The organism is Castellaniella sp. MT123 (assembly GCF_039614765.1).
Classification (GTDB): domain Bacteria; phylum Pseudomonadota; class Gammaproteobacteria; order Burkholderiales; family Burkholderiaceae_B; genus Castellaniella.
The window spans coordinates 135,863-160,399 of sequence record NZ_CP154879.1 but is presented as its reverse complement, the minus strand read 5'-3'; the positions used below and the strand labels follow the sequence as shown (position 1 = coordinate 160,399).

At 63.7% G+C, this 24,537-nt stretch carries 23 protein-coding genes; 8 read left to right on the top strand and 15 right to left on the bottom strand.

Features of this window, described 5'->3' with window-relative positions; translation table 11 throughout:
• Positions 1-3 precede the first annotated feature (3 nt).
• The 9 genes from ABCV34_RS00740 to ABCV34_RS00700 all read right to left on the bottom strand — a co-directional run bounded on the left by ABCV34_RS00740 (position 4) and on the right by ABCV34_RS00700 (position 8,872).
• Complete coding sequence (locus ABCV34_RS00740) at positions 4-1,002, bottom strand: zinc-binding dehydrogenase (RefSeq protein ID WP_345797336.1); 999 nt, start codon at positions 1,000-1,002, stop codon at positions 4-6.
• Positions 1,003-1,077: 75 nt separating this feature from the next.
• Positions 1,078-1,842, bottom strand: coding sequence for an enoyl-CoA hydratase/isomerase family protein (locus ABCV34_RS00735; RefSeq protein ID WP_345797335.1), 765 nt, complete (start codon positions 1,840-1,842; stop codon positions 1,078-1,080).
• A gap of 16 nt (positions 1,843-1,858) precedes the next feature.
• Complete coding sequence (locus ABCV34_RS00730; RefSeq protein ID WP_345797334.1) at positions 1,859-3,226, bottom strand: amidase; 1,368 nt, start codon at positions 3,224-3,226, stop codon at positions 1,859-1,861.
• Positions 3,219-3,977, bottom strand: a complete 759-nt coding sequence (locus ABCV34_RS00725) for an SDR family NAD(P)-dependent oxidoreductase (protein WP_345797333.1) — start codon at positions 3,975-3,977, stop codon at positions 3,219-3,221. Before ABCV34_RS00725 ends, ABCV34_RS00730 begins: the two co-directional genes overlap by 8 nt.
• Positions 3,978-4,078: 101 nt before the next feature.
• The gene (locus ABCV34_RS00720) at positions 4,079-4,864 is read right to left on the bottom strand and encodes an alpha/beta hydrolase (RefSeq protein ID WP_345797332.1); all 786 of its coding nucleotides are present in this window, start codon (positions 4,862-4,864) and stop codon (positions 4,079-4,081) included.
• A gap of 13 nt (positions 4,865-4,877) precedes the next feature.
• On the bottom strand, positions 4,878-5,678 hold the full coding sequence (locus ABCV34_RS00715) for a MaoC/PaaZ C-terminal domain-containing protein (RefSeq protein WP_345797331.1): 801 nt from the start codon (positions 5,676-5,678) through the stop codon (positions 4,878-4,880).
• A 43-nt stretch (positions 5,679-5,721) separates the two neighbouring features.
• Complete coding sequence (locus ABCV34_RS00710; RefSeq protein ID WP_345797330.1) at positions 5,722-6,168, bottom strand: VOC family protein; 447 nt, start codon at positions 6,166-6,168, stop codon at positions 5,722-5,724.
• A 39-nt stretch (positions 6,169-6,207) separates the two neighbouring features.
• Complete coding sequence (locus ABCV34_RS00705) at positions 6,208-7,908, bottom strand: class I adenylate-forming enzyme family protein (RefSeq protein WP_345797329.1); 1,701 nt, start codon at positions 7,906-7,908, stop codon at positions 6,208-6,210.
• 19 nt (positions 7,909-7,927) lie between these two features.
• Entirely contained in the window at positions 7,928-8,872 is a 945-nt protein-coding gene (locus tag ABCV34_RS00700) for an SDR family NAD(P)-dependent oxidoreductase (protein ID WP_345797328.1), read from the bottom strand.
• Between the two features lie 375 nt (positions 8,873-9,247).
• Between ABCV34_RS00700 and ABCV34_RS00695 the strand changes: the two genes are divergently transcribed.
• From ABCV34_RS00695 to ABCV34_RS00685, 3 genes are all read left to right on the top strand, one after another.
• Positions 9,248-9,892, top strand: coding sequence for a helix-turn-helix domain-containing protein (locus ABCV34_RS00695; protein WP_345797327.1), 645 nt, complete (start codon positions 9,248-9,250; stop codon positions 9,890-9,892).
• A gap of 163 nt (positions 9,893-10,055) precedes the next feature.
• On the top strand, positions 10,056-11,702 hold the full coding sequence (locus tag ABCV34_RS00690) for an electron transfer flavoprotein-ubiquinone oxidoreductase (protein ID WP_345797326.1): 1,647 nt from the start codon (positions 10,056-10,058) through the stop codon (positions 11,700-11,702).
• Positions 11,703-11,778: 76 nt separating this feature from the next.
• On the top strand, positions 11,779-12,429 hold the full coding sequence (locus tag ABCV34_RS00685; RefSeq protein WP_345797325.1) for a MarC family protein: 651 nt from the start codon (positions 11,779-11,781) through the stop codon (positions 12,427-12,429).
• A 75-nt stretch (positions 12,430-12,504) separates the two neighbouring features.
• Here ABCV34_RS00685 and acs read toward each other — a convergent pair whose 3' ends face one another.
• The 4 genes from acs to ABCV34_RS00665 all read right to left on the bottom strand — a co-directional run bounded on the left by acs (position 12,505) and on the right by ABCV34_RS00665 (position 18,785).
• Positions 12,505-14,484, bottom strand: a complete 1,980-nt coding sequence (acs, locus tag ABCV34_RS00680; protein WP_345797324.1) for an acetate--CoA ligase — start codon at positions 14,482-14,484, stop codon at positions 12,505-12,507.
• Between the two features lie 75 nt (positions 14,485-14,559).
• Positions 14,560-15,816: an MFS transporter gene (locus ABCV34_RS00675; RefSeq protein ID WP_345798656.1), complete on the bottom strand. Its 1,257-nt coding sequence runs from the start codon at positions 15,814-15,816 to the stop codon at positions 14,560-14,562.
• A 47-nt stretch (positions 15,817-15,863) separates the two neighbouring features.
• Positions 15,864-17,750, bottom strand: a complete 1,887-nt coding sequence (locus ABCV34_RS00670) for a propionate--CoA ligase (RefSeq protein WP_345797323.1) — start codon at positions 17,748-17,750, stop codon at positions 15,864-15,866.
• Positions 17,751-17,867: 117 nt separating this feature from the next.
• Positions 17,868-18,785: a tRNA threonylcarbamoyladenosine dehydratase gene (locus ABCV34_RS00665; protein ID WP_345797322.1), complete on the bottom strand. Its 918-nt coding sequence runs from the start codon at positions 18,783-18,785 to the stop codon at positions 17,868-17,870.
• Between the two features lie 218 nt (positions 18,786-19,003).
• Between ABCV34_RS00665 and ABCV34_RS00660 the strand changes: the two genes are divergently transcribed.
• Genes ABCV34_RS00660 through purU form a run of 4 tightly spaced genes read left to right on the top strand, consistent with a single transcriptional unit; the run spans position 19,004 to position 21,626 of the window.
• A complete protein-coding gene (locus tag ABCV34_RS00660) occupies positions 19,004-19,567 on the top strand; it encodes a gamma-glutamylcyclotransferase (protein ID WP_345798655.1) in 564 nt (187 codons plus the stop codon).
• Positions 19,568-19,576: 9 nt separating this feature from the next.
• On the top strand, positions 19,577-20,209 hold the full coding sequence (gene pdxH, locus ABCV34_RS00655; protein ID WP_345797321.1) for a pyridoxamine 5'-phosphate oxidase: 633 nt from the start codon (positions 19,577-19,579) through the stop codon (positions 20,207-20,209).
• Between the two features lie 8 nt (positions 20,210-20,217).
• Entirely contained in the window at positions 20,218-20,748 is a 531-nt protein-coding gene (locus tag ABCV34_RS00650) for a flavin reductase family protein (protein WP_345797320.1), read from the top strand.
• 29 nt (positions 20,749-20,777) lie between these two features.
• Positions 20,778-21,626, top strand: coding sequence for a formyltetrahydrofolate deformylase (purU, locus tag ABCV34_RS00645; protein WP_345797319.1), 849 nt, complete (start codon positions 20,778-20,780; stop codon positions 21,624-21,626).
• Between the two features lie 42 nt (positions 21,627-21,668).
• Here the strand turns inward: purU and ABCV34_RS00640 are convergent, their stop codons facing one another.
• Positions 21,669-22,118, bottom strand: coding sequence for a MaoC family dehydratase (locus ABCV34_RS00640; RefSeq protein WP_345797318.1), 450 nt, complete (start codon positions 22,116-22,118; stop codon positions 21,669-21,671).
• 146 nt (positions 22,119-22,264) lie between these two features.
• On the opposite strand from ABCV34_RS00640, the gene ABCV34_RS00635 reads away from it, so the two are divergent.
• Positions 22,265-23,200: a helix-turn-helix transcriptional regulator gene (locus tag ABCV34_RS00635; RefSeq protein WP_345797317.1), complete on the top strand. Its 936-nt coding sequence runs from the start codon at positions 22,265-22,267 to the stop codon at positions 23,198-23,200.
• Positions 23,201-23,206: 6 nt separating this feature from the next.
• Here ABCV34_RS00635 and boxA read toward each other — a convergent pair whose 3' ends face one another.
• The gene (gene boxA, locus ABCV34_RS00630) at positions 23,207-24,511 is read right to left on the bottom strand and encodes a benzoyl-CoA 2,3-epoxidase subunit BoxA (RefSeq protein ID WP_345797316.1); all 1,305 of its coding nucleotides are present in this window, start codon (positions 24,509-24,511) and stop codon (positions 23,207-23,209) included.
• Positions 24,512-24,537: the final 26 nt, after the last annotated feature.

The window sequence follows — 24,537 nt, the reverse complement described above, 5'->3', positions numbered from 1 at the left end:
CGCCTATACACCATCCGGTACGACGACGATCTTGCCAAAGCATGAACGCCCTTCCAGTTCACGCATGGCATCCTGGATCCTGCTCAGCGGAAACACGGCGTGGACCACCGGGTCGAACTCGTTGCCGGCCATGATCGCCAGCAACTGCCGCAGGTCTTCGTTCCTCCATCCGTCCGACCCCCGGATGTCCATTTCCCGCGTCCACAAATAGCGCAAATCGGTATTCGCTTCGAACCCGGTCGTTGCGCCACAACACAGCAGTCTGCCCCCGTGCTTCACGGATCTCAGGGACTGGAGCCAGGTGGCCGTCCCCGTGAAATCAACCACGGCGTCCGCACCCTGCTTGCCGGTCAGATTCCAGACCTGCTTGCCGAATTGCCCGTCGGGGGCTACGACGCATTCATGAGCGCCGATCGACTTCAGCCGCTCGGCTTTGGCATCGCTGCTGGTGCAGGCGATGACGTGGGCGCCGGCCCTGACGCCCAGCTGGACACAGGCCACCCCGACGCCGCCGCTGGCACCCACGACCACCAGGGACTCGCCGGACTTCAGCTGTCCACGGCTATGGAGCATGCGGTACGCCGTGCCATAGGCCGTGGGCAGACAGGAATATTCGACGAATCGCTTGTTTTCCGGAAGTCTCAGGATGCCTTTCGCCGATACCACCACATAATCGGAAAAGCCGCCCCAGTAGGCCTCTCCCAGCATTTCGCCATTCCAGAACGGGTCGATCAGGACCGCGGCCCCGACGTCCAGTCCGGTCACTTCCGGGCCGATGTCCTCGATCCAGCCCGCCACGTCGCACCCGCCCACATGCGGCATGGCAATGTGGCGGCCCGGCATCCCGTCGCGAATGAAGATATCGAGCCGGCTGAGCGAACATGCCGCGACTTTGACCAGGACCTCTCCCACGCGCGGCACCGGCCGGGCGACTTCTTCCACTGAAAGCACTTCAGGACCGCCATGCTGACGCATGACGGCTGCCATCATTTTCTTTGTCATCCGACTCACCTTTTTCCTTATGTTCGGCCAACCACTCGAAGCCGGAGAACGTGTCCGCGACACGCCCCCCGTCATTCATCGATGCGTGCCCGGTTTATTGACGAAACGTTCATGCGCCTGCTGGATGGCAAGCCGCCTCGGCTCCGAATCGAGCAATTCCACCCGGCATGCCTGCCAGCGATCCATATCGGCTTGCCCCGCTTCCAGGTCCGCCAGGAGCCGTTTCGTTGCCCGAACGGCCTGCGAATGCCGACCTTCGAGTTTCCGCAGATCCTCCAGCGCGATGCGCACGGCATCCCCCTGGGGCACGACCCGGGAGAACAATCCCGCGTCGTGCGCGGCCCGCGTATCGAACCGTTCGCCCGCCAGCAGCAGGCGCGCCACGGTATCCGCCCGATGGCGTCGCCGGAGGCGATCGATCGCCTCCGGGTTATAGAGAAGCCCAAGGCGCACAGCGGGGATCTGCATGAAACTTCCCTCGCCCGCAATCCTGTAGTCGCAGGCCAGGGCGATGTCCGCCGCGGCGCCCATGCACGGCCCCTCGATCGCTGCAACGACAATCCTGTCCGAAGCCAGGAGCGAGGCGACCAGTCCGGCCACCGCCTCGTCATACTCGAGATCCTGGCGAGTGCCTTTCAACTCCCGAAAATCCGCTCCCGCGCTGAAACAGCCGGCCGCACCCGTGATCACGATGCCGAGAATATCCGCACCGGCACCTTCGACGGCATCCGCCAGACCGGACAGCATCCGGCGGGACAAGGCATTCCTGGCGGCCGGATCTTTCATCTCCAGGACCAGGACCGTCCCCTGAATCGATGCTTCTACGAGGTTTTCACTCATGAGCCACCTGTAGGTCTCAAGTCCAGATCGAATCCAATCCACGACGATCCAAGGCCACCGCTTCCTCGACATCCTGAGAAAGATCCAGTAGCAGCTGTTCGGCTCCGGCCCTGACGACGAGCTGCAGGCTCACGGGAAGGCCACCCACCAAGCCGCAGGGAACCGCGGAAGCGGCAACCCCCCCCACATTGAAGGGCGCGGTGAACGGAAACGCACCCCACAGCCAATCCACGGCAACGTCACCGATGAACTTCGGCCTTTGGTCCAGGGGAAACGCCGGAACGGCTGTCGCCGGGGAAATCAGAACGTCATAGCGATCGAAAAACTCGCCCAGGCGCCGGCGGAAGCCGGGCAGAAGGCCCCGGGCCCGCTCGACATCGACGGGGTCCAGGACCAAGGCCGCCTTGAGGGTGGACCGCTCGTAGCGCGTGAGTTTTTCGGGGCAAAGCTTCAACAGGTGCCCCCGTTCGCGGTGCTCTTCTTCGAGCACCAGCGGACCGAAGATATCATCCCAACCCTGGATGGGAGGATGATCCGCCTCGAGGCGATGCCCCAGATCTTCGAACACCCTCGCCGCGCGTTCCACCACCAGCGCCAGATCCCGATCCACCGGACGATTCTCCGGCGCCGGGCAATAGCAGACCCGCAAGGGCTTTCTGGTCGACCGGCGATCGAACCGCGAACCGGCCAGCACCCCCAGGAGAATCCGCGCATCGGCCACGGACTTGGCCATCGGTCCGGCCGAGACAAATTCGGACATTGCACGGAAACCGTCCTCGTCCTTGCACACTCCCGCAGACGGCTTGAGGCCGAAAACCCCTGCGAATGCCGCCGGGATCCGAATCGATCCGCCTCCGTCGGACCCCACGGCAAGAGGGGCAAGCCGCGCGGCAATCGACGCGGCGGCCCCGCCGCTGGAGCCCCCCGGCGTGCGCGTCACGTCCCAGGGGTTGGCCGTATCCGGGCCCAGCAGATTATCGGTCGTCGCGGACTGGCCGAACTCGGCCGTATTGGTCTTGCCCAGGAAGACGGCCCCCGAAGCACGCAACCGGCGCACCAGTCCGGAATCGCTCTTGGAGATCTGGCCCCGATAGACTTCGGAACCCAGCGTCGTCTGGATGCCTGCGACATGAAAGGCATCCTTGATCGAGATGGGAACACCTTCCAAGGCAGCACCCGCGCTGCCCGCCGCATAGGCGCGTTCGGCCTGCCTGGCCTGGGAAAGCGCCAGGTCGCGGGTCAGCTGAACATAGGCATGCAACTTGGAGTCGTGCCTTTCGATCCGTGCGAAGTATGCCTGCGCAACTTCGACCGGGCTGAGCGTACGCGCTTGGTAAGCACCGAGGAGCTGCGCGACAGAAAGGGAACTGACATCGTTAGCCATGAGGATGGACTCCTCCGCTGACGCCATAGACTTCGCCCGTGATGTACCCGGCCTTGTCGGACAGCAGGAACGACACCAGCGCGGCGACGTCCTCGGGACGCCCGACCCGGCCCACGAGGGACCGGTTTTCAGCATAGCCGCTGAAAAACTCGTCCGGATAGATCTTGCGCAGGAAATCGTTGTAAATCAGGCCTGGCGTGATGGCATTGACGCGGATGCCGTGCTTCCCGTTTTCAGCCGCCGCCACCCGGGTCAGGGCCAGCACACCGGCCTTGGCGGCGGAATAGGCGGCTCCGTGCTCGGCCGATGTTTCGTAGGCTGCGATCGAACTGATGTTCACAATCGAGCCGCCGCCTTGGGCGATCATCGACGGCAAAATGTGGTGCATCGTCAGGAAGGTGCCCGTCAGGTCGATGTCGAGGCAACGCTGCCAGTCCTTCAGGGCCAGGTCGACAACCGAGGCAATGGTGGACCAGCCAGCGTTGTTGACCAGGGCATCGATCCGGCCCTTCTCGGCGACGACCTTTGCGACGCATTGCTCGACGGCCTGCGCGTTGCTCACATCGAGGGGAACCGCCATGAAGGGACGCCCGTGCTCCTTGGACAATTGTTCCGCGAACTCGCGACAGCGACGCTCATGCGCATCCGTGATCACCACGTCGTAGCCATCTTCCGCCAGCTGACGGGCGATCGCGCTGCCGATTCCGGCTCCGGATGCGGCGGTGATCAGTGCCACTTTGCGTTCGTTCATTTCATCATCTCCTTGGAATCAAACCATTTGTCGTCTGAAGCCGGCGAGAGCGGCCGGGGTTCCGGCACGCCCGCCTGCACGGGAAAAGGAAGAGCGCCGATTCAATGACCCAGCGCCTTCGACAAGGCTTCCGTCACCGCCTCGGGGTTGTCTACGTTCATCAGGTGCCCAGCTTCGGGAATGGACAGGAATTCGGCACCCGGCAAGGCATCCAGAAGGATCGATGCCGCCTTCTGCGGACAGAACTGGTCGTGTTCGGCCCCGATCACCACCACCGGCGTCCTGATTCGCGACAGGCATGGCGTCAGCGGATCGGCATTCAGGCGCATCATGGCCCTGGCGGCATTGATGTAGCCTTTGCCGTCCCCGACCGCGGCGAGCCGCGCGGTGACGACCCGATCGAGCGCCTCGTGCGCCCTGAAGATCCCGGCGTCGGTGTCGGCGCGCATGGCGTCCTTGAATGCATCCGCACGGGTATCGGCGGCCTTTTCGATCCGGTCTTCATAGAACGGCACGGCTGAACGTCCGACGACAGACGATGTCCCCAGCACAACCGATTTCCGGACCAGGTCCGGACGTTCGGCGGCAGCCCAGAGTGCGACGGTACCCCCCAGCGAAAACCCGACGACGGTGGCGGGACCAGTGACCTTCTCGATGAAAGCCAGCAAATCGTTTCCCAGTTGCGCCAAAGTTCCGTCGGACTGGCCGTTGCCCGTCTGTCCATGGCCGCGCAGGTCATAGGCGAAACTGTGGAACCGGCCCAGCGCGTGCTGTTGCACGCGCCAGGTATGGCGGTCTTCGGCCAGACCGTGGACGAACACAAGCGGATCTCCGGCCCCATGCTCGGTATAGGCCACATCGATATCGTTAATAGTCACTTGGTTCATGGAATCTCTCTCGTCAGCCAAATACGGCCTGGCCGTTTCCCAACACCACTGCGCCCTGCGAAAGCGTCTGGAAATAAATCCGGCCGTCTTTTTTCCCTGACACCACGGTCAGCGAATCGCCGGGAAGCACGGGTGACGTCAGGCGGGCTTCCAGACTGCTGAGATCCGCGGGATGGACACCATGCTGACCGGCAATGATCCGTGCGGAAATCCCCAGCGTGCAGAGGCCATGCAGGATCGGACGGGGGAATCCATTGGCGCGGGCGACCTCTGGATCGATGTGGACCGGATGCAGATCGCCCGTCAGACGATACAGAGCGGCCAGCTCGGGCCGGGTCGCCGTGTCGGTGGTCTCGGTATAGACCACATCCGCGGTCGCGGAGGCCGACGGACCACGATCGCCGCCCCAGCCGCCCACCCCCGGCAAGAAAACCGTGTAGGTCGCCGTGAAGTATTCGGAAGCGACTTCGACCTCGACCAAGGTGGCCTTCCCCTTGTCGTAGACATGAGATATCCGGCCACGCATTTCGATACGTCCCGAGGCCGGCAACGGCCGATGGATCTGAATTTTCTGCGCGACATGCAGCGACGCCTTGGGATCGTAGGCCCCCAGCCTGCCCGCCGACTCGACAGCCCACAGACCCAGGGCGCAGCCGAATGTCGGCAGTACCCGCAAATCGCGTTCATAGACCAGATCCAGATCCGATGCCGCCGCACCCACGGCCAGCGCATACAGGATTGCCCTGTTGGCTTCATGCGTGGACACATGGACGCCGAGATCGGTTCCGGACAACTGAGAAAGCTGGTTGCTCATGATGATTCCCATATCCTTGCCAACGATCGCACCGACCCGGCCGCTACTTGACCCATTCCTGGACTTCGACGAGCACGCCGTAGCAGCTCGCGGGATGGATGAAGACGATCCGCACCTCGGAGAAGACTTCGCCGCGATATTCGTAGTTCTTCAAGACATAAGGTTCGTCGCGCGTCAGCCGGACGCCTTTTGCCTTGAAATGTGCAATCGCCTCGTTCAGATTCCGCGTCCGCACGCAGATTTCGTGGACGCCCTCGCCGCGCTTTTCGATCGCTTGGGACAAGGGGCCGGTCCCGGTCGAATCGGCGACGATGGCAATTCTTTCATTGCCGATCCATACACCCCGCTGAATGAGCTCGATGCCTTCCAGAGGTTCCGAGGCCAGACCATCCGCGGGCGCCGCGAAGATTTCACTGAGCCGATCGGTGGCCTTGTCCAGGTCCTTCACGGCGATGACGACTTCCTGCATGCTGTAGAACAACGGTTCCATCACTGTCTCCCTATTTTCTCGGGTTGGAATCAAAATAAATCACGGCAATCCATTGGCTTCCGGGGATTTCATTTTTTCCCAGAGCGCAATCAATTCCTTCTTGACCACCTTGCCAAAACCGCTTCTTGGCAACTGTTCCACGAAATAGATCCGGCTGGGCACCTTGTTGCGCGACAGTCTTTCCCGGCAGAATTCCTGGACGTCCGTTTCACCGGGCGTCCCATGCCGGCCATCCGCAGCCCGGACCACGACCGCCACGAGATCCTGTCCCAGAATCGGGTCCGGAATGGCCAGGACCGCCGCGTCGGCCAGACCCTCATGGCCCAGCAGAACCTCCTCGACTTCGGCGGGATAGAACTTGAATCCGCCCCGATTGATGCGATCGCTTTTGCGTCCGGTAATCCGCAGCAGGCCGTCTTCTTTGCCGACGAAGCCGGTATCTTCCGTGTGGATCCAGCCATCCCCGTCGATGCGCTTTTTGGTCTCCGCCTCGTTCAGGTAATACCCCACCATTTGCCCCGGCGCCCTGAGAAGGACCTCGCCGGAATCGCCGGGTGCGCACGGATTCCCCGCTTCATCGACAACCGCAAGGTCCGTCGGCCAGATCGGCTTACCGATGGCCGTCGGATCAAGATCCATATCCGGGCCAAAATTGAGCGTCTGCCCGACCATGGTTTCATTCAGGGCATACCAGTTGGCGATGGACGCCCGCGGCCAGCGTTCTTTCATCGACTGGTACAGGGCGGACGTCATGGGCGCGCCGCTCGTGGTCATGACCTGTACCTTGGACGCCCTGGAGTCATCGCTGACTGGCCCTTGGCACATCATCGCGTAGTGGGCCGGAGCCCCCGCATAGACAGTCGTGCCGGCCAGCACCATTTCTTTTTCCTCAGCCAGCGGATCGAATCTACGCCCCCGGTAGCTCACGGGACATCCGGCCAACACGGCCGCATACAAGGTATTGACGATGCTGGTGGGCAAATAGGCGGGTACCGGCGACTGAATCACATCTTCCGGACCGATCGCGCGCCCCCCGCGCGGCGCGGCGAAGACGCCATTGACCATTCTTTCGGCCAGCTGAACACAACCGCCATGCGTGATCATCGCCGCCTTCGGCCGCCCGGTCGTGCCCGAGGTAAAGGCAAGCAACGCGCAATCCTCCGGTTTCGGGCGAACCCGATCCGACCGCCCGGTGTCCGCCGGCGCGCCCTTCCCGTCCTCTACCGAGGCGACCAGATGGAAAGCGCCACCATCGACGGAAAAGATCAGCAGATCCAGGGGACTGCCCTGGGTGGACATGCCATCGAGGGAGAACTCCCGCAGATCTTCGTCCTTGTGAGCCAGCAACAACCCCCTGCTGACGATGACTGCGGTTGCCGCCACATCCTTGGCGAACCGCTTGACCTCCGTGAGGCTGAGGCGGTCATCCAGCGGGGCCATGATGCAGGCGCTGTCCGCGACGCCGTGCTGCGCGCAGACCACTTTGCGGCAATCGGCCGTATCCACCCACACCAGAACCGGGGTATCGGGCCGGTAGGTGGCGGCTTGCCGCAGACGCGCCGAAATGGCCTTCGCCCCATCCAGCCATTCGCGAAAGCTCATGTGACCCGCCGGCGATCTGACGGCAATGGCATCCGGCGTCGCCCGGGTACGTTTTTCGAGAAGATCCGGCAAAGTCAGCTTGCCCGCTGCTTCGAAATCGAGATTCCTCAGATATTCATGGATTTCAGCACTGCCCATTTTTGACTCCGGCAATCACTCAACGACCCGTCAGCTGATCGACCAGCAGCGCCCATTCCGCCGGCCAGCTTTCCGGCGTCGTGTAATTTTCTTCACTGCGGATACGCCCGATATTTCCCGCGACATCCTCGACCGTCAGCCGGCCCTGGCGGACGGGATGTTTGAAGAAACCCGGGGACCGCGCGACGAAAAGCCTGGCGACCGAGCCGGACCCCGCGGACCAGGTCTCGCCTGTATAGGCGCACTCGCGGGCCGCGAAATAACCCACGACGGGGGCCACAAGTTCGGGAACCACCATGTCCTCGCTGACCTGGTGATATTGGGGCATCTCGACATCGTCGGTCAGTTGCGTGGACGCCATGGGGGCCACCGCGTTCACCTTGATGCCATGCCTGGCGCCCTCGAGCTTGAGGACCTGCAGCAGCCCGAATACGCCGCCTTTGGCTGCCGCGTAAGGTGCAATGCCGCCGTTGCCGAACAACGCGACCCCTGAGGTCGTGAATATGATCCGGCCGTATTGCTGTTTGACCATCTGCTGATAGCAAGGCTGCGTGACATAGAACGCCCCCCAGACATGCACATCGAAAATTGGCGCGGCGGCGGCGGGATCAAGCTTGTTGAAGGACGTCAGCGAGATATTTCCCGCATTATTGACGAGGATGTCGATACGCCCGTATTTCGACATGGCCAGGTCAGCGATGGCCTGGCCGCCTTCACGGGTAGCGACCGACGATGTGTTCGCAACGGCTTCGCCTCCCTCGTCCCGGATCTCTTGCGCGGTGAGTTCGGCGGAACTGACGGATGACCCATCGACTTGCTGTCGAACGCCGATATCGTTCACGACCACCCGGGCGCCCCGGGCAGCCAGCAATTTCGCGTAAGCACGGCCCAACCCGCTGCCCGCCCCGGTGACGATCGCCACCTGCCCTTCATAGCGAAAATCCGCATCCGATATGCCGCTCATATTTGCTTCTCCATGATCCAGTCACGCTCCGATCCAAAATCAGAATCCGTAGATATCCCCGCGCAAGGCCAGGTTGCCGCGCTGAAGGAATTCGATGAAATATGCTCGTGCCGCCCCGGACGGGTGCATGACTGGATTGTGGACAGTGCGTTATCCTCGATGGGGCGAAAAACGACCCCGGCGGCGCCCAACGGCATCCGCGCTCTATCGTTGGTTGTCTCCACAATCTTCGGAACCGACTGATGCACCATGTCACCACCCTCTGCAAACCGATCGACCGGACTTTCGAGTCTTTTTATGTTCTTCTGTACTTGCACTGTAAGTGAGGCTACGTTAAAAAGCAATAGTGATATCACTTTTTTTTAAGTTCAGACCATGCTCAAAAAAGCACCCGAACCCATCCTCCCGCAGCCCACGACCCCCAAGGGGCGAGCCACCCTGGCGCGCATTCTGGCAAGCGGGCGAGAAACCTTCGGACAGGCGGGCTACGTCTCGATGCGCATGAGCGATCTGGCCGAAAGAGCCGGATTGTCGATGGGCGCGCTCTACCGCTACTTCGACAACAAAGACGATGTCTTTCTGGCGATCATCCACGACATCCACAACGAGCTGTACGCGGCCAGCCGGCCCGGCGAGCCTCACATCTTCCGCGACCACCCGCGCAAGGCGATCCTGGAATCCAACCGCGGCTATCTGACCCATTACCGCAACCATCGCAAGGTCATGCGGGCCTTCATCGAAGCGACGATGGTGGACCCGCGTTACAACGACATGTGGTGGTACATGCGCGAACGCCACATCATCCGGGTCGCCACCGCGCTCGAACGGGATCACGGGATTACCGAAGTCAACCGGATGCCGGCACGGATCTCCCTGGAAGCACTGGCCTCGATGACCGAACAGTCGGCCTATGTCTGGTATGCGCACCCGGACGCGGCGGCCGACATGCTGCCGGTGGCCGACGCGGCGTGCATCGTCAGTGAGATCTGGTATTGCACGCTGTTCTCGAAGATGACCTGACCACGTGCGACACGAGACAGATCCGCGACGCCCGCACATCTGAACCCGCCGATCCGTTCTCCGGAACGCGATAGTCAAGGCCGAGTTCTGCAATACAATGGCCGGCAATCAGCCGGGCACGGGCCCTGCGCACCGATCATGAAGAAACGGGAGCCATTCAATCATGACTGAACGTGAATCGATGGAGTACGACGTCGTTATCGTCGGGGGGGGGCCGGCCGGTCTGTCGGCAGCCATCCGGCTGAAGCAACTGGCCGCCGAACGGGGCCAGGACGTCAGCGTCTGCGTTCTGGAAAAGGCCGCCGAGATCGGGGCGCACATCCTGTCGGGCGCAGTCATGGACCCGCAGGCCCTGAACGAACTGATCCCCGACTGGAAGGAAAAGGGCGCACCGCTGGACGTCGCCGTCACGGATGACCGCTTCCTGTTCCTGACCGAATCGGGTGCGCGCGGCACCCCAGGCTGGCTGCTGCCCGATTGCTTCAAGAATCACGGCAATTACATCGTGCGTCTGGGCCATGTCACGCGCTGGCTGGGCGAACAGGCGGAATCCCTGGGAGTGGACGTCTTCCCCGGCTTTGCCGCAGCGCAGATCCTGTATAGCGAATCGGGCGCCGTGCGGGGCGTGCTGACAGGCGACATGGGCGTGGCGCGCGATGGCAGCCACACCGACGCCTACCAGCCCGGCATGGAACTGCTGGCCCGCTATACGGTCTTCGCCGAAGGGTCGCGCGGCCACCTGGGCCGCCAGCTGATCGAGAAATACCGCCTGGACGCCGGCCGCGATCCGCAAAGCTACGCCATCGGCATCAAGGAACTCTGGGAGGTCGATCCCTCGCAGTCGCGTCCCGGAACGGTCATGCACACGTCGGGCTGGCCCCTGGATTCGGACACCTACGGCGGCTCCTTCCTGTATCACCTGAACGACAACCTGGTGGCGGTCGGACTGGTGGTCGGACTGGATTACGCCAATCCCTGGCTGTCGCCATTCGAGGAATTCCAGCGCTACAAGACCCACCCCGCCATCCGCAAGACATTCGAGAGCGGCAAGCGCATCTCCTACGGTGCCCGGTCGCTCACGGCCGGCGGGCTGCTGTCGCTGCCCAAAATATGCTTCCCCGGTGGCGTCCTGGTCGGCTGCGAGGCCGGCGTGCTGAACGCCTCGCGCATCAAGGGCAGCCATTCGGCCATCAAGACCGGCGCACTGGCCGCCGAGGCGGCCTTCGACGCCCTGGCGGCCGGCCGCAGCCACGACGAACTGACCGCGTACCCGGCCGCGTTCGAACGGTCCTGGCTGCACGCCGAACTGAACAAGTCCCGCAATTTCAAGCAGTGGTTCAAAAAAGGCCGCACGGTCGGTACGCTGATGACCGGCATCGAACAGTGGCTGTTCAAGGGCAAAATGCCCTGGACGATCCATCACACCAAGCCCGACCACGCCTGTCTGCAGCCTGCGGCGGAATGCGCCCGCATCGACTACCCGAAACCCGATGGCAAGCTGACCTTCGACCGCCTCAGCTCGGTGTTCATCTCGAACACCAACCACGACGAAAACGAACCGGTGCACCTGACGCTGAAGGACGCATCGGTGCCGGTCAAGGTGAATCTGGCGAAGTTCGGCGGGCCCGAGGCGCGGTTCTGTCCGGCCGGGGTCTATGAATTCGTGAAGACTGAGACCGGCGAAGACCGGTTACAGATCAACGCGCAAAACTGCGTCCACTGCAAGACCTGCGACATCAAGGACCCGACGCAGAACATCGTCTGGGTGACCCCTCAGGGCGGCGAGGGGCCGGTCTACAACGGCATGTAAAATGCCACTGGGCGCCGCCATCCCAGCTGCGCCCGAGTCAAACCGTTCAAGCATACCGGGCGGGAGCCCATCACCGATGGATATCGCTTTCGCCACCAAATTCCTGGGCGCCCTGTTCGCCATCATGAATCCGTTTCTCACCCTGCCGGTGTTCCTGGCGGTGACGGCCAACCGGACCCTTGCCGAACAGCGCAATCTCGCGACGGCGATCCTGCTCTACACGACGGTCATGTGCGTCGTCATCTCGGTGGCCGGCAGCCACATCATCAGCTTTTTCGGCGTGACGCTGGACGCCTTCCGGGTCGCGGGGGGCATCGTGCTGATCGGCATCGCGCTGTCGATGCTCAACGGCCAGCCGATCACCTCCCACGAACGCGCCACCCAGGAAAAAAGCGCCAACACGGCGGCTGCGGCGGGGATGGACGACAATCCGGGCTTCTATCCGCTGACTTTTCCGCTGATCGTGGGCCCAGGCACCATCACTACCCTGATCATCTACGGGGCACAGGTGCGCCAGTCATCCCAGTACGTGGCGTTTAGCATCGTGCTGGTGGCGGTGCTGGCATCGCTGTTCATCGTGCTGTATTTCGCCGCATCGATCGGCAAGCTGCTCTCGACAAAGATGCGGGTGATCATGGCCCGCGTGATGGGGATCATCCTGGCGGCGATCGCGGTGGAGATGGTGGTCGGTGGGATCAAGGCGATGCTGCCGGGGCTGGCGCATTAAAAAAGGGGCGGGAATGTATCCCGCCCCTTTGGCTGTGTCCGGCGCCCTGGATCACAGGACGCCTTTCAACACTCGTTACCGCACCTCGGCCAGTTGTTCCAGAATGCCGGGATTTTCCAGCGTGGATACGTCCTGGGTGATGGGTTCGCCCTTGGCGACTACACGCAGCAGGCGGCGCATGATCTTGCCCGAGCGCGTCTTGGGCAGATTTTCACCGAAGCGGATCTCGCGCGGTTTGGCGATGGGACCGATTTCCTTGGCCACCCAGTCGCGCAACAGCTTGGCCATCGCAGCGGCCTCGTCGCCCTGCGGCAGCGGACCATTGAGCACCACGAAGGCGACCACGGCTTCACCCGTCGTGTCGTCCGGGCGGCCCACTACGGCGGCTTCCGCCACGAGTTCGTGCGCCACCAGGGCGGATTCGACTTCCATCGTGCCCAGGCGGTGGCCGGAGACGTTCAGCACGTCATCGATACGCCCCATGATCCAAAAGTAGCCGTCCTTGTCGCGCTGGGCGCCGTCGCCCGCCAGATAGTAGCCCTTGAGTTCCGACGGGAAATAGGTTTTCTTGAACCGTTCCGGGTCGCCCCAGATCGTGCGGATCATCGAAGGCCAGGGGCGGCGGATGACCAGGAAGCCCCCCTTGCCGCGTTCGACTTCTTCGCCGGTCTCGTCGACGATCGCGGCATCGATACCGGGCAGCGGCAGCGTGCAGGAACCGGGTTTCAGTGGCGTGGCGCCCGGCAGCGGAGTGATCATGTGGGCGCCGGTTTCCGTCTGCCACCAGGTGTCGATCACCGGGCAGCGCTCACCGCCGACGTTGTTGTAGTACCAGACCCAGGCTTCCGGGTTGATGGGCTCGCCCACCGAGCCGATGATACGCAGCGAGCTGAGGTCATAGGATTTCGGGTGGACCTTGGGATCGGCCTCGGACAGCTTGGTCAGGGACCGGATGGCGGTCGGCGCGGTATAGAACACCGTGACCTTGTGTTCCTGGATCATTTTCCAGAAGCGGCCCGCATCCGGATAGGTGGGCACGCCCTCGAATACGACCTGGGTCACGCCGGCGGCCAGCGGCCCATAGGTCACGTACGAGTGCCCCGTGACCCAGCCCACGTCGGCCGTGCACCAGAACACGTCGGTCGGCTTGGCATCGAAGGTCCATTTCATGGTCATCAGCGACCACAGCAGGAACCCGGCGCTGGAATGCTGCACGCCTTTGGGCTTGCCGGTGGAACCCGACGTATACAGGATGAACAGCGGGTGATCCGCATCGACCGGAACCGGCGGACAGTCGGTGGACTGGCCCTGGATGACGTCGTGCCACCACAGGTCGCGATCGGCATGCCACTGCACGCTGGAACCGGCGCGCTTGTAGGTGATGACCTTGCGCACGGCCTCGCAGCCGCCCATGGCCAGTGCCTCGTCCACGGCATCCTTCAGCGGGATCGTCTTGCCGCCGCGGAGCTGCGCATCGGCCGTGATCACCAGCGTGGCGCCCACGTCCACGGTGCGTTCGTGGATGCTCTTGGCCGAGAAGCCGCCGAACACCACGGAATGGATGATGCCCAGGCGCGCGCAGGCCTGCATGGCCACCACCGCCTCGATGGACATCGGCAGGTAGATGATGGCGCGCTCGCCGGTCTTGAAACCCAGCGCCTTGATGGCATTGGCGAACTGCGACACGCGGGCATGCAGTTCCTTGTAGGTGACTTTCGTCACCTGGCCGCCGTCCGCCTCGAAGATCAGGGCGACGCGGTTTTCCGCCGGCGTGCCCAGGTGCTTGTCCAGGCAGTTGGCCGAGACGTTCATCTGGCCATCGGGATAGAACTTGTAGAACGGCTTGTTTGATTCGTCCAGCACCTGGGTGAAGGGCTTGTCCCACACCAGGTTCTCATTGGCCAGGCGCGCCCAGAACGCATCCGGATCGCGGTTGGCTTCATCGCACAGGGCCTGGTAGGCTTCCATTCCCGACACGTTGGCCTGCCTGACCAGATCGGCAGGGGGCGGAAACACCCGGTTTTCCACCAGAATCGATTCAATCTCCGTAGGCATTTGGCTCGCTCCTTTAGGTTGATGTGGACCACATCATGTTTGAATTCTTTCGCGTGCAACCGTAACGCACAAGTCTTACTCGACCCTGACAATTGACGCCACAGCGGCCTCGCCGGCATCCCGGTCCCGCTTGCCGCGTTCGAAATCCAGGCGGCCCAGCAGCCACAGGCCCGCCACAAAGAACAGGCCGGTGACCAGCAGCGCCGCCCGGTGATCTCCGTGGGTCGCCCAGACCAGGCCACCATAGGTCAGCGGCCCCACCACCGCCGCCAGCTGCACGGCAAATGTCCACAGGGCGAAGAATTCAGCGGGACGATGGGAAGGCGCCAGGACCCCGACCATGGCCCGCCCGGCGCTCTGGCTGGTTCCCATGCACAGCCCCGCCAGCGTGGCGGCCGCCCAGAACACGCCCACGGAATGGGCCGAAGCCGCCAGCAGCACCATGGCGATCCAGCCAACCAGGGTCAGTGCCAACGCTTTTTTGTGCCCGATCCGGTCCTGCAGATAGCCGAAGCTGAAGGCACCGGCCGCCGCCGCGATGTTGACGAGAAACACCAGCAGCATCGTCTGGCGCATGCCAAAGCCCATGACCTCCGTGGCGTAAACCGCCGACAGCGTGATGACGACCGTGATGCCGGCCTGGTAGCTGGCGATGCACATCAACAGGCGACGAAAATCCGGAAAATCCCGCCGGGTTTCATGCCAAGCGTAGCGCAGCTGCGCCAGCATTGCCATGGGCGCGGTCGTCATCGTGGTACCCCGAGGCTCACGCAGCCAGATGGCCGACGGCAGGACGGCGATGGCAAAGTAGGCGGCGGTCAGGCCCATGATCCACGGCACATAGACCGGCGCGGTCAGGCCATGGGATTCGGCCGCGCTCGCCACCCACAGGGACAGGCCCAGGGCCAGCATGCCGCCGCAGTAGCCAAAGCCCCAGCCCCAGCCGGACACGCGCCCCATGGCCTCGGTACGGGCCAGGCCGGGCAGGAAGGACGCCACCACGGACTCGCCGACGCAGTAGAACATGTTCGACACGGCCAGCCACAGCAGGCCCCAGGCGATATTTCCCGGCCCCACGGTGGACAGGAGCGCGGTGGCGCAGACGCAGCCCACCGTGCTGGTGAACAGCAGCCGGCGATGCCCGGCCCGGGCATCCGCGCGCGCGCCCAGGCCGGGCATCGCCAGCATCACCGACAGATAGGACAGGGACAGCGCCCCCGTCAGTGCCAGCGTCCCCCAGCTGCGGCCGGCAGCCACCACGCCCACGAAATAGGCGTTGAACACCGTCGTGAGCACCACCGTGGTGTAGCTGGAATTGGCGAAGTCGTACATGGCCCAGGACCAGACCTCGCGATACCGCACGCCAGGGCGCAGGGAACTCACAACGCCGCGCGGATCTGATCGAGGGCGCCGGGGTCCTCGATGGTGGTCAGATCGCCCGGGTCGCGGCCTTCGCACAAGGCCACGATGGCGCGGCGCAGGACCTTGCCCGACCGCGTCTTGGGCAGGGTGTTGACGAACAGGATGCGCGCCGGACGGGCCACCGCCCCGTTGCGCTGTTCGATGACCCGCTTGATCTCGGATTCCAGCCGTTCCCGGCCGCCCGCCTCGTTGAGCAGATCCGGGTTGCGCAACACGGCGAATGCCATGGCTTCCTGGCCCTTGAGCGAATCCGCCACGCCCACCACCGCCGATTCGGCCACCGCCGGATGGGTGTTGACGGATTCCTCGATTTCGCGGGTGCCCAGCCGATGGCCGGCGACGTTGATGACGTCGTCGGTACGCCCCAGGATATACCAGTAGCCGTCGTCGTCAACCAGCCCCCAGTCCGACGTGGAATAGGTCAGTCGCCCGGGGAAGGACCGGAAATAGGTCTGCACGAAACGTTCGTCATTGCCCCAGATGGTGCTCATGGCCCCCGGGGGCAGCGGCGGCTCGATCGCCACGACGCCTTTCTGGTTCGGCCCGCTGTCCTGGCCGGTGGATTCGTCGACCACCCGCACGTCGTAGCCGTACACCGGTACGGTGGGGCTGCCGAATCGCGTGGGGATTTCCTCGACCCCCGGCTGGGCGGACAGGATCGGCCAGCCGGTTTCCGTCTGCCAGTAGTTGTCGATGACCGGTTTTCCGATGGCATCGGACAGCCATCTGCCGGTCAGTTCATCCAAGGGTTCGCCCGCCAGATAGACACGGTCCAGGCTGGAGAGGTCATGGCGATGCAACAGCGCCGGATCGTGTTTTTTCAGGACCCGGATCGCCGTCGGTGCCGAAAACAGGGCATTGACCCGGTGGGTTTCGACGATGCGCCAGAGGATCGCCGCGTCCGGGCGTACGGGGGTTCCTTCGTACAGGATCGTGGCCTGTCCGTTGAGCAACGGCCCGTACACCACATAGGAATGCCCCACCACCCAGCCGACGTCGCTGCTGGAAAAAAACACGTCGCCCGGTTTGCCGCCGTAGATATATTCCATGGACGCGCACAGGGCCACCGCATAACCGCCGACATCGCGCTGCACCCCTTTGGGGTTGCCGGTCGTCCCGGACGTATACAGGATGTAGCTGGGTTCATTGGATTCGAGCCAGACGACCGGCACCTGCACGTCCAGATGGCGCGCGCGCAAAGTGGCGTAATCCAGGTCGCGGCCCGCCGTCAGCGCCATCGGCGCCAATCCGCGATTGACCAGCACCACATGTTCCGGCGCATGCGCGGCCTGGCCGATTGCCTGATCCAGCAGGGGCTTGTAGGCGATCGGACGCCCCCCGCGCGAACCGGCGTCGGTGGAGATGATGACCTTGGGTTGGGCATCGTCGATGCGCTGCGCCAGGTTGTGCGCGGCAAACCCGCCGAACACCACGGAATGAATCGCGCCGATGCGCGCGCAGGCCAACATGAAGAAGGCCGCCTGGGGAATCATGGGCAGGTAGATCAGTACACGGTCGCCCTGCGTCACCCCGAGATGCTGCAGGATGGCGGCGGCCGCATTGACCTCGCGCGCCAGTTCGGCCCGGGTGTAGACAATTTCCTGGTCGACCTCGGTGGACACCCAGATCAGGGCCGGCTGATCGGCCTGTGTGTCCAGCCAGCGGTCCACTGCGTTGTAGCACAGGTTGGTGCGCCCGCCGACGAACCAGCGCGCAAAGGGCGGACGGGAATAGTCCAGCACCTGTCCAAAGGGGGTTTCCCAATGGATGCGCTGAGCTTCACGCGCCCAGAACGCTTCCTTGTCCTTCACCGACTGGCGATGGAACTCGCGGATCTTCTGCATGGTTTTGTCTCCTGTGTCATCCCTCGGCCCATGTGTCCCCGTCGGGAACCCGAACCACGGATGTGTTCTGAATCTTGCGTTCCGAATCTTTTTATCGTCAGCACCGACCGTACCCGGTCACGCTGACGCGGGACTGACATTCTGCCTGAGCGCCTGGCGCACCGCCCAGTCCGCGGCCGCCAATCCCATGGAAGCCGTGACGGTCACCACGGAACCGTACCCGGCGCAGGAAAGGCCCTGAGGGGCGCCGCGAGGCCCGGCGGCGGGCCGATCGCCGTCCGCAGGGGCCTCGCACGCGGCGGCAGCCAGATCGGGATCCGTCACAACCCACGCCGAAGGCAGCACCACCGGCTGGTCGAACCACAGACAATGAACGGCCATGCGCGGCACCCGGCGCCGGGGCTTGCCTCCGGCCGCGCCGCCCTTGGGGTAACCGTGGCGCTGACGCAGTTCCTGGCGAATGCGGCCCAGCAGGGCGTCGTGCGTCACGAGCGACAGGTCGCCGGCGCGCAATGCCAGCGGATCGGTCTTTCCGCCGGCCCCGCCGCACACCAACAGCGGCCAACCTTGTTCGCGAGCGCACAGAATCATGGCGATCTTGGCGGGAACCTGATCGGTGCAATCCAGCAGCACGCCGCGCGGCCTTGCCGACAGGATGTCGCCCACGTTGCCGGCATCGACGAAGTCATCGACGCAGGTCACCCGGCACGCCGGATTGATATCCCGCACCCGTGCCGCCATGGCCTGGACCTTCGCCTGCCCCAGCGTGCTGCCCAAGGCATGCACCTGGCGGTTGACGTTGGACTCGGCGATATGGTCCATGTCGATCAGGGTCAACGCACCGACCCCCGAGCGGGCCAGCGCCTCGGCACACCAGGCGCCAACCCCGCCGATCCCGGCCACCACCGCGTGCAACCCGTCCAGCGTCCGCCAGGCCCCCACACCATACAGACGGTCCAGGCCACCGAAACGGCGTTCCAGGTCGGCGTCGCAGGCAGGACCGAGGGGCGTAAGGGAATCGGAATCGGGCATCATCGAAGGAGCGAAAAATCCGCAAGAAAGAGACGCTCCATTTTGCCATGCCCTTGCATCCACACCGCGCCGGATATCCAGCCCCAAGTCCTCTACAATAGGAAGCATTCTCCCGATCCCCGCCCTTCCATCCAGTGAACGCCCACGCGCCCCGCCCATCCCGCCAGCCCCCGCCGCCCGAGGCATTCCGGGTACGGGACGCCGCTTGGCACGAGGCATCCATCCGGCAGGCCCTCCACCACTGGGATGGTCAATCCGATCTGTGGGTCTTCGGATATGGATCCCTGATCTGGCGCCCGGAATTCGCCTTCCTGGAAGCCCGACGGGCACGTATCCATGGCTACCACCGGTCCCTGTGCCTGTGGTCGCGCATCAATCGCGGGACGCCCGAATGTCCGGGGCTGGTTTTCGGCCTGGGTCTGGGTGGCTCCTGCACCGGCCGGGCCTACCGGATCGCCGCAGCCCGGGTACCAGAGATCATGCACGCCCTGTGGCAACGGGAAATGCCCAGCGCCGCCTACATTCCGCGCTGGCTCGACTGCCATACCGATGCCGGCCCCGTGGCGGGGCTGGTCTTCACCATGGACCGCCAGGATGCCGGCTACGCGCCGGCCTTGTCGTTCGAACAGACAGTCGCCGTCATCCGCCAAGGGCACGGGCGCTACGGCGCCTGCACCGACTACGTCCTGCAGACGGCACAGGCCCTGGATGCCGCAGGCATCGCGGACCGCCGGCTGCGCGCCATCGCCGGCGCGCTACGGGACACTGAACACTCCCCTTCCTGAACAGGCATCATGTCCATCGCCGATATCCGCCAGACTTACCAGAAATACGAACTGCTCGAATCCGCCGCGGCTGCCGATCCGTATACGCAGTTCGAGCAGTGGTTCCAGCAGGCCCTGCATAGCGAAGTCCGCGAACCGACAGCGATGACGCTCGCCACCGCCGACGCGGCCGGCCGGCCCTCGGCCCGGATCGTGCTGCTCAAAGGTTTCGACGTCCAGGGTTTCGTGTTCTACACCAACTATCAGTCGCGCAAAGGTCATGACCTGGCCGCCAATCCCCAGGCCAGCCTGCTGTTCTTCTGGCCGGAACTGGAACGCCAGGTACGCATCGAGGGCGCGGTCACTCAGGTGGACGCGGCGGAATCCGATGTCTACTACGCCAGCCGGCCGCTGGGGTCGCGCATTGGCGCCTGGGCCTCGCCCCAGAGCCAGCCGATCAGCCACGAGACGCTGGCAGCCCGGGTCCTGAACCTGACGCAGGAACTGGGCGAGCACCCCGCCCGCCCGTCGCACTGGGGCGGTTATCGCCTGCGGGCCGAACAGATCGAATTCTGGCAGGGCCGGCCGTCGCGGCTACACGATCGCCTGGTCTACACCCTGAGCGCCGCAGGGGCCTGGAACCTGGCGCGCCTGGCCCCCTGATGAGCGCGATGACAGCTTCCCCGACTCCCGCCGACTTCCCGTCCCTGTATTTCCGGTCGGCGCTGGGCCGGTTTCCCACCGGGGTCACGATCGTGACGGCCGAACATCCGGACACCGGCGTCCCGCTGGGGCTGACAATCAGTTCCTTCAGTTCGGTGTCCCTGGACCCCCCCATGGTCTTGTGGGCGCTGACACACACCGCCTCGTCCCTGGCGGCATTCCTGTCGTTGGATCGCTACGTCATCCACGTTCTGTCGGCCAGCCAGATCGACCTGGCGCGGCGCTTCGCCAAAGGCCCCCAGGCCGACCGTTTCACCGACTTGCCGCTGGATCGAGCCCCCAACGGCACCCTGATGCTGGGGGACACGCGCTGCGCAGCCTGGTTCGAATGCCACAACACACAACGCCATCGCGCCGGCGATCACACGATTTTCGTCGGCCAGGTCGAGCATTGCCACCGCCAGCTGCTGTCGCCCCTGATCTACCACGCGGGGGACTTCGAACTGACCCCGGCCAGCGAACCGCTGTCACGCAACTGACCCAGACCCCCGCATCCCCCGGATTTTTCATGCACGACTACATCCTGACACTTTCCTGCCCGGACCGGATGGGCATCGTCCACACCGTCACCGGCTGGCTGCTGAATCACCACGGCAACATCATTCACGCCCAGCAGTTCGGTGACCCCGACAGCCAGCAATTCTTTCTGCGCGTGCACTTCGCGCTGCCCGCCGAGGAAACGATCGACGCGCTGCAGGACGATTTCGCCAGCGTAGCGGAACGCTTTGGCATGCAATTCCAGATTCACGACGCGCGTCGCAAGGCGCGGCTGCTGATCCTGGTCAGCCGCCAGGGGCACTGCCTGAACGATCTGCTGTTCCGGGTACAAAGCGGGCAGATGCCGGCGGAAGTGGCCGGCGTGGTCTCCAACCATCCCGATTTCCAGCCCCTGGCCCAGGCGCACGGCCTGCCCTTCCACCACCTGCCCGTCTCGGTGGACAACCGCGCCGGACAGGAACGGCGGATCCTGGATCTGGTTGAACGCGAGCGGGTCGACCTGGTCGTGCTGGCGCGCTACATGCAAATCCTGTCATCGGATCTTTGTGGCGCGCTGGAAGGCCGGGCCATCAACATCCACCACAGTTTCCTGCCCAGTTTCAAGGGTGCCCGGCCCTATTACCAGGCCCATGCGCGCGGGGTGAAGATCATCGGCGCGACCGCCCACTACGTGACCCGGGACCTGGACGAAGGCCCCATCATCGAACAGGACATAGAGCGCGTGGACCACGCCATGGGCCCGCAGGAACTGACGCGCATCGGCAGCGACATCGAATCCGTGGTGCTGTCGCGCGCCGTGCGCTGGCATGTGGAACACCGGATCCTGCTCAACGGCAAGCGCACAGTGGTGTTCCGGTGACGGCTGCCCTGCGGAAATGGGCGGGCAGGCCCGCCCCGGCGATCACGCGCGGTCGGGCAGTTCCAGTTCAAACAGGCTGGTGACTTCGACTTCCAGCACCTGTTCGTCGGCCTGGTTGAACAGGCGCCAGGTCCAGCGCATGATGCCCAGATCCTCTCGGCTGGAGGATATCCGCCTGGAATCCACCGTCGCCTCCAGCCGCAGCTGGTCGCCCGGGCGCACCGGCAGGATCCAGCGCAGCCGTTCCAGGCCGGGTGAACCGAAGGACTCGGAATCGTGCAGCGCGGATTCGAACGCCATGCGCATGGCCAGGCCGCAGGTCATCCAGCCGCTGGCGATCAGACCGCCCCAGCGGCTGTCGCGGGCGCGCTTCTCATCGACGTGGAACCATTGCGGATCATAACTGCGGGCAAAGGCCAGCATTTCCGCTTCGGTCACAGTCACGGGCCCATGGTGAATGACCATGCCCGGTTCGAATTCCTTGAATTTCATAGCGGTTATCCAGGAAAATCCTAGATACAGAACACAATCGGTCAGTTTAACTGGTTCTCACTCACTTGCCCGATATGACCGTTATTGGATAGCCAGCTCTGATTTAATGCACTAAAATTCTTATCATGCATTAAAATGTCAATACGATGATTGATGAGACCGAACCACTGGTGGTGCGCGACCGATCGGACCTGGACACCGGGCGCAATCCCTTCCTGATCACCCTGGGCGAACACGTCCGTGCGCTGCGTGCGAGGCGTGGCCTGACACGTAAGGCCACCGCGCTCGCGTCCGGCGTGTCCGAGCGTCATCTGGCCAACCTCGAAAGCGGCGTCGGCAATGCGTCCATTCTGGTGCTGCTGCAGGTCACGCAGGCGCTGCAATGCACGCTCGCCGAGCTCATCGGCGACGTCACCACATCGTCACCGGAATGGCTGCTCATCCGCGAACTGCTGGAAACCAAGGACGAGGCCACCTTGCGCAAGGTCCGTCTGGCCATCGGTGAGATGCTGGGCACCGGCGGGCAGAGCCCGCAACGCAGCTCCCGCATCGCCCTGATCGGGCTGCGTGGCGCCGGCAAATCGACGCTGGGCAGACTGCTGGCCAACGACCTGGGATTTCCCTTCATCGAACTGAGCCGGGAGATCGAAAAATTCGCCGGCTGTTCGGTCGCCGAGATCCAGTCCCTCTATGGCATGAACGCCTATCGCCGCTACGAGCGCAGAGCGCTGGAGGAAACCCTCCAGATCTACTCCGAAGGCGTGTTCGCCACGCCGGGCGGACTGGTTTCCGAGCCCTCGACCTTCAACCTGCTGCTGTCCTACTGCACGACCGTCTGGCTCCAGGCCAGTCCGGAAGACCACATGAAACGGGTCATCGCCCAAGGCGATCTCAGACCGATGTCCGCCAACCCGGAAGCCATGCAGGACCTCAAGGATATTCTCGCGGGCCGGCAAGCGTTCTATTCCAAAGCGGAATTCCACGTCAATACCAGCGGACAGCCGCTGGACCAGACCTTCCAGATCCTGCGCCGCACCGTCCGCGCGGTCGTCAATCCCAGAGTTCCAGCCAGCGTGGAATAACGCCCTTCAATAAGTCTCGAAATGCATGCGCCCCTGTTCCCTTAAGCCTGCACTCAGCTCCTGCCAGCTCTGGCCGCTGGCCTCGACGATATTCTTCATCGCCGCGAGCGTGCCGTGCTCCATGCCCTTGAGGCCGCACACGTAGATATGGGTATTCGGGTCCTGCAGCAGGGTCAGCACATCGGATGCCCGCTCGACGATCAGGTCCTGGACATGGCGCTTGGGGTGATCCGGCTCACGCGAGAGGGCCAGATTGATGTCGATGAACCCCTTGGGCAGCCCCATGAGCGGCCCGAAGTACGGTAGCTCGTGCTGGGTGCGCGCACCGAAGAACAGCATGAGCCGGCCCTGAAACTCGCTGCGCTTGGTCAGGCGGCGGCAGCGCTCCGTCATGGCGCGCATGGGAGCCGCCCCCGTTCCGGTGCAGATCATCAGCAGATTGGCCCGATCCAGATTGGGCATCAGGAATGTGGCGCCCAGCGGCCCGATGACCCGGACCTTGTCGCCCCGGCGCAGATCGCACAGATAACTGGAGCACACCCCCGCCACTGGATTGCCGTCATAGTCGCTGGTCACGCGCTTGACCGTCAGCGACAGATTGTTGTAACCGGGGCGCTCTCCATCCCTGGGGCTGGCGATCGAATACTGCCGTGCGTAGTAGGGACGGCCGCGGGCATCCAGCCCCGGCGGGAAAACAGCGATGGACTGCCCTTCCAGCACGGGAAACGGCAGCGACTCGAAATCCAGGACGATGTGATGGATATCGCTTTCGGCATTGTCGGCGCTGATGCGATAGTTGCCCGCCACGGTCGCCTCGGCGACGTTCTTGTGCGTGTACAGATTGACGTAGGGATGCGCGGCGCTCCAGGGTGGAACGCTGGAACCCGCGGTGGTTGCCGGCTGACCCTCGATCAGCTCATCTCCCGGCTTCAGCTCGCCGACCACGCCGCCATCCGGCGTACTGGCGGCCGCCAAGGCCTCTTGTTCCCCCTCCCGACGCCCACCCGTCGGGATTTCCACGGCATTCTCGGGCAAGGTTTTTTCCACCGGCAGAGACATCCATTCGAACTGTTCGTCGATCGGATAGGGTTCCTGGGCCAGCACACGGATCCAGTTGTCGATCGCCCCGGTCGGGCAAACCGGGAGACAGGCCTGACAGGCCATGCAGACATCGGGCTTGACGACATAGTTGTTGGCGTCATGCGTGATGGCATCGATGGGGCAGGCTTCTTCGCAGGAATTGCACCGGATGCAGATCTCCGGATCGATGAGGTGCTGCTTCATGACCTCGATTTGCGTGCTCTCTGACATCACGGCTCTCCATGCCGGCCATGGCC

Coding starts and splice junctions, on each gene's coding strand:
- ABCV34_RS00740 (WP_345797336.1), bottom strand. CDS start 1,002: ATGACAAAGAAAATGATGGCAGCCGTCATGCGTCAGCATGGCGGTCCT.
- ABCV34_RS00735 (WP_345797335.1), bottom strand. CDS start 1,842: ATGAGTGAAAACCTCGTAGAAGCATCGATTCAGGGGACGGTCCTGGTC.
- ABCV34_RS00730 (WP_345797334.1), bottom strand. CDS start 3,226: ATGGCTAACGATGTCAGTTCCCTTTCTGTCGCGCAGCTCCTCGGTGCT.
- ABCV34_RS00725 (WP_345797333.1), bottom strand. CDS start 3,977: ATGAACGAACGCAAAGTGGCACTGATCACCGCCGCATCCGGAGCCGGA.
- ABCV34_RS00720 (WP_345797332.1), bottom strand. CDS start 4,864: ATGAACCAAGTGACTATTAACGATATCGATGTGGCCTATACCGAGCAT.
- ABCV34_RS00715 (WP_345797331.1), bottom strand. CDS start 5,678: ATGAGCAACCAGCTTTCTCAGTTGTCCGGAACCGATCTCGGCGTCCAT.
- ABCV34_RS00710 (WP_345797330.1), bottom strand. CDS start 6,168: ATGGAACCGTTGTTCTACAGCATGCAGGAAGTCGTCATCGCCGTGAAG.
- ABCV34_RS00705 (WP_345797329.1), bottom strand. CDS start 7,908: ATGGGCAGTGCTGAAATCCATGAATATCTGAGGAATCTCGATTTCGAA.
- ABCV34_RS00700 (WP_345797328.1), bottom strand. CDS start 8,872: ATGAGCGGCATATCGGATGCGGATTTTCGCTATGAAGGGCAGGTGGCG.
- ABCV34_RS00695 (WP_345797327.1), top strand. CDS start 9,248: ATGCTCAAAAAAGCACCCGAACCCATCCTCCCGCAGCCCACGACCCCC.
- ABCV34_RS00690 (WP_345797326.1), top strand. CDS start 10,056: ATGACTGAACGTGAATCGATGGAGTACGACGTCGTTATCGTCGGGGGG.
- ABCV34_RS00685 (WP_345797325.1), top strand. CDS start 11,779: ATGGATATCGCTTTCGCCACCAAATTCCTGGGCGCCCTGTTCGCCATC.
- acs (WP_345797324.1), bottom strand. CDS start 14,484: ATGCCTACGGAGATTGAATCGATTCTGGTGGAAAACCGGGTGTTTCCG.
- ABCV34_RS00675 (WP_345798656.1), bottom strand. CDS start 15,816: ATGTACGACTTCGCCAATTCCAGCTACACCACGGTGGTGCTCACGACG.
- ABCV34_RS00670 (WP_345797323.1), bottom strand. CDS start 17,750: ATGCAGAAGATCCGCGAGTTCCATCGCCAGTCGGTGAAGGACAAGGAA.
- ABCV34_RS00665 (WP_345797322.1), bottom strand. CDS start 18,785: ATGATGCCCGATTCCGATTCCCTTACGCCCCTCGGTCCTGCCTGCGAC.
- pdxH (WP_345797321.1), top strand. CDS start 19,577: ATGTCCATCGCCGATATCCGCCAGACTTACCAGAAATACGAACTGCTC.
- ABCV34_RS00650 (WP_345797320.1), top strand. CDS start 20,218: ATGACAGCTTCCCCGACTCCCGCCGACTTCCCGTCCCTGTATTTCCGG.
- purU (WP_345797319.1), top strand. CDS start 20,778: ATGCACGACTACATCCTGACACTTTCCTGCCCGGACCGGATGGGCATC.
- ABCV34_RS00640 (WP_345797318.1), bottom strand. CDS start 22,118: ATGAAATTCAAGGAATTCGAACCGGGCATGGTCATTCACCATGGGCCC.
- ABCV34_RS00635 (WP_345797317.1), top strand. CDS start 22,265: ATGATTGATGAGACCGAACCACTGGTGGTGCGCGACCGATCGGACCTG.
- boxA (WP_345797316.1), bottom strand. CDS start 24,511: ATGTCAGAGAGCACGCAAATCGAGGTCATGAAGCAGCACCTCATCGAT.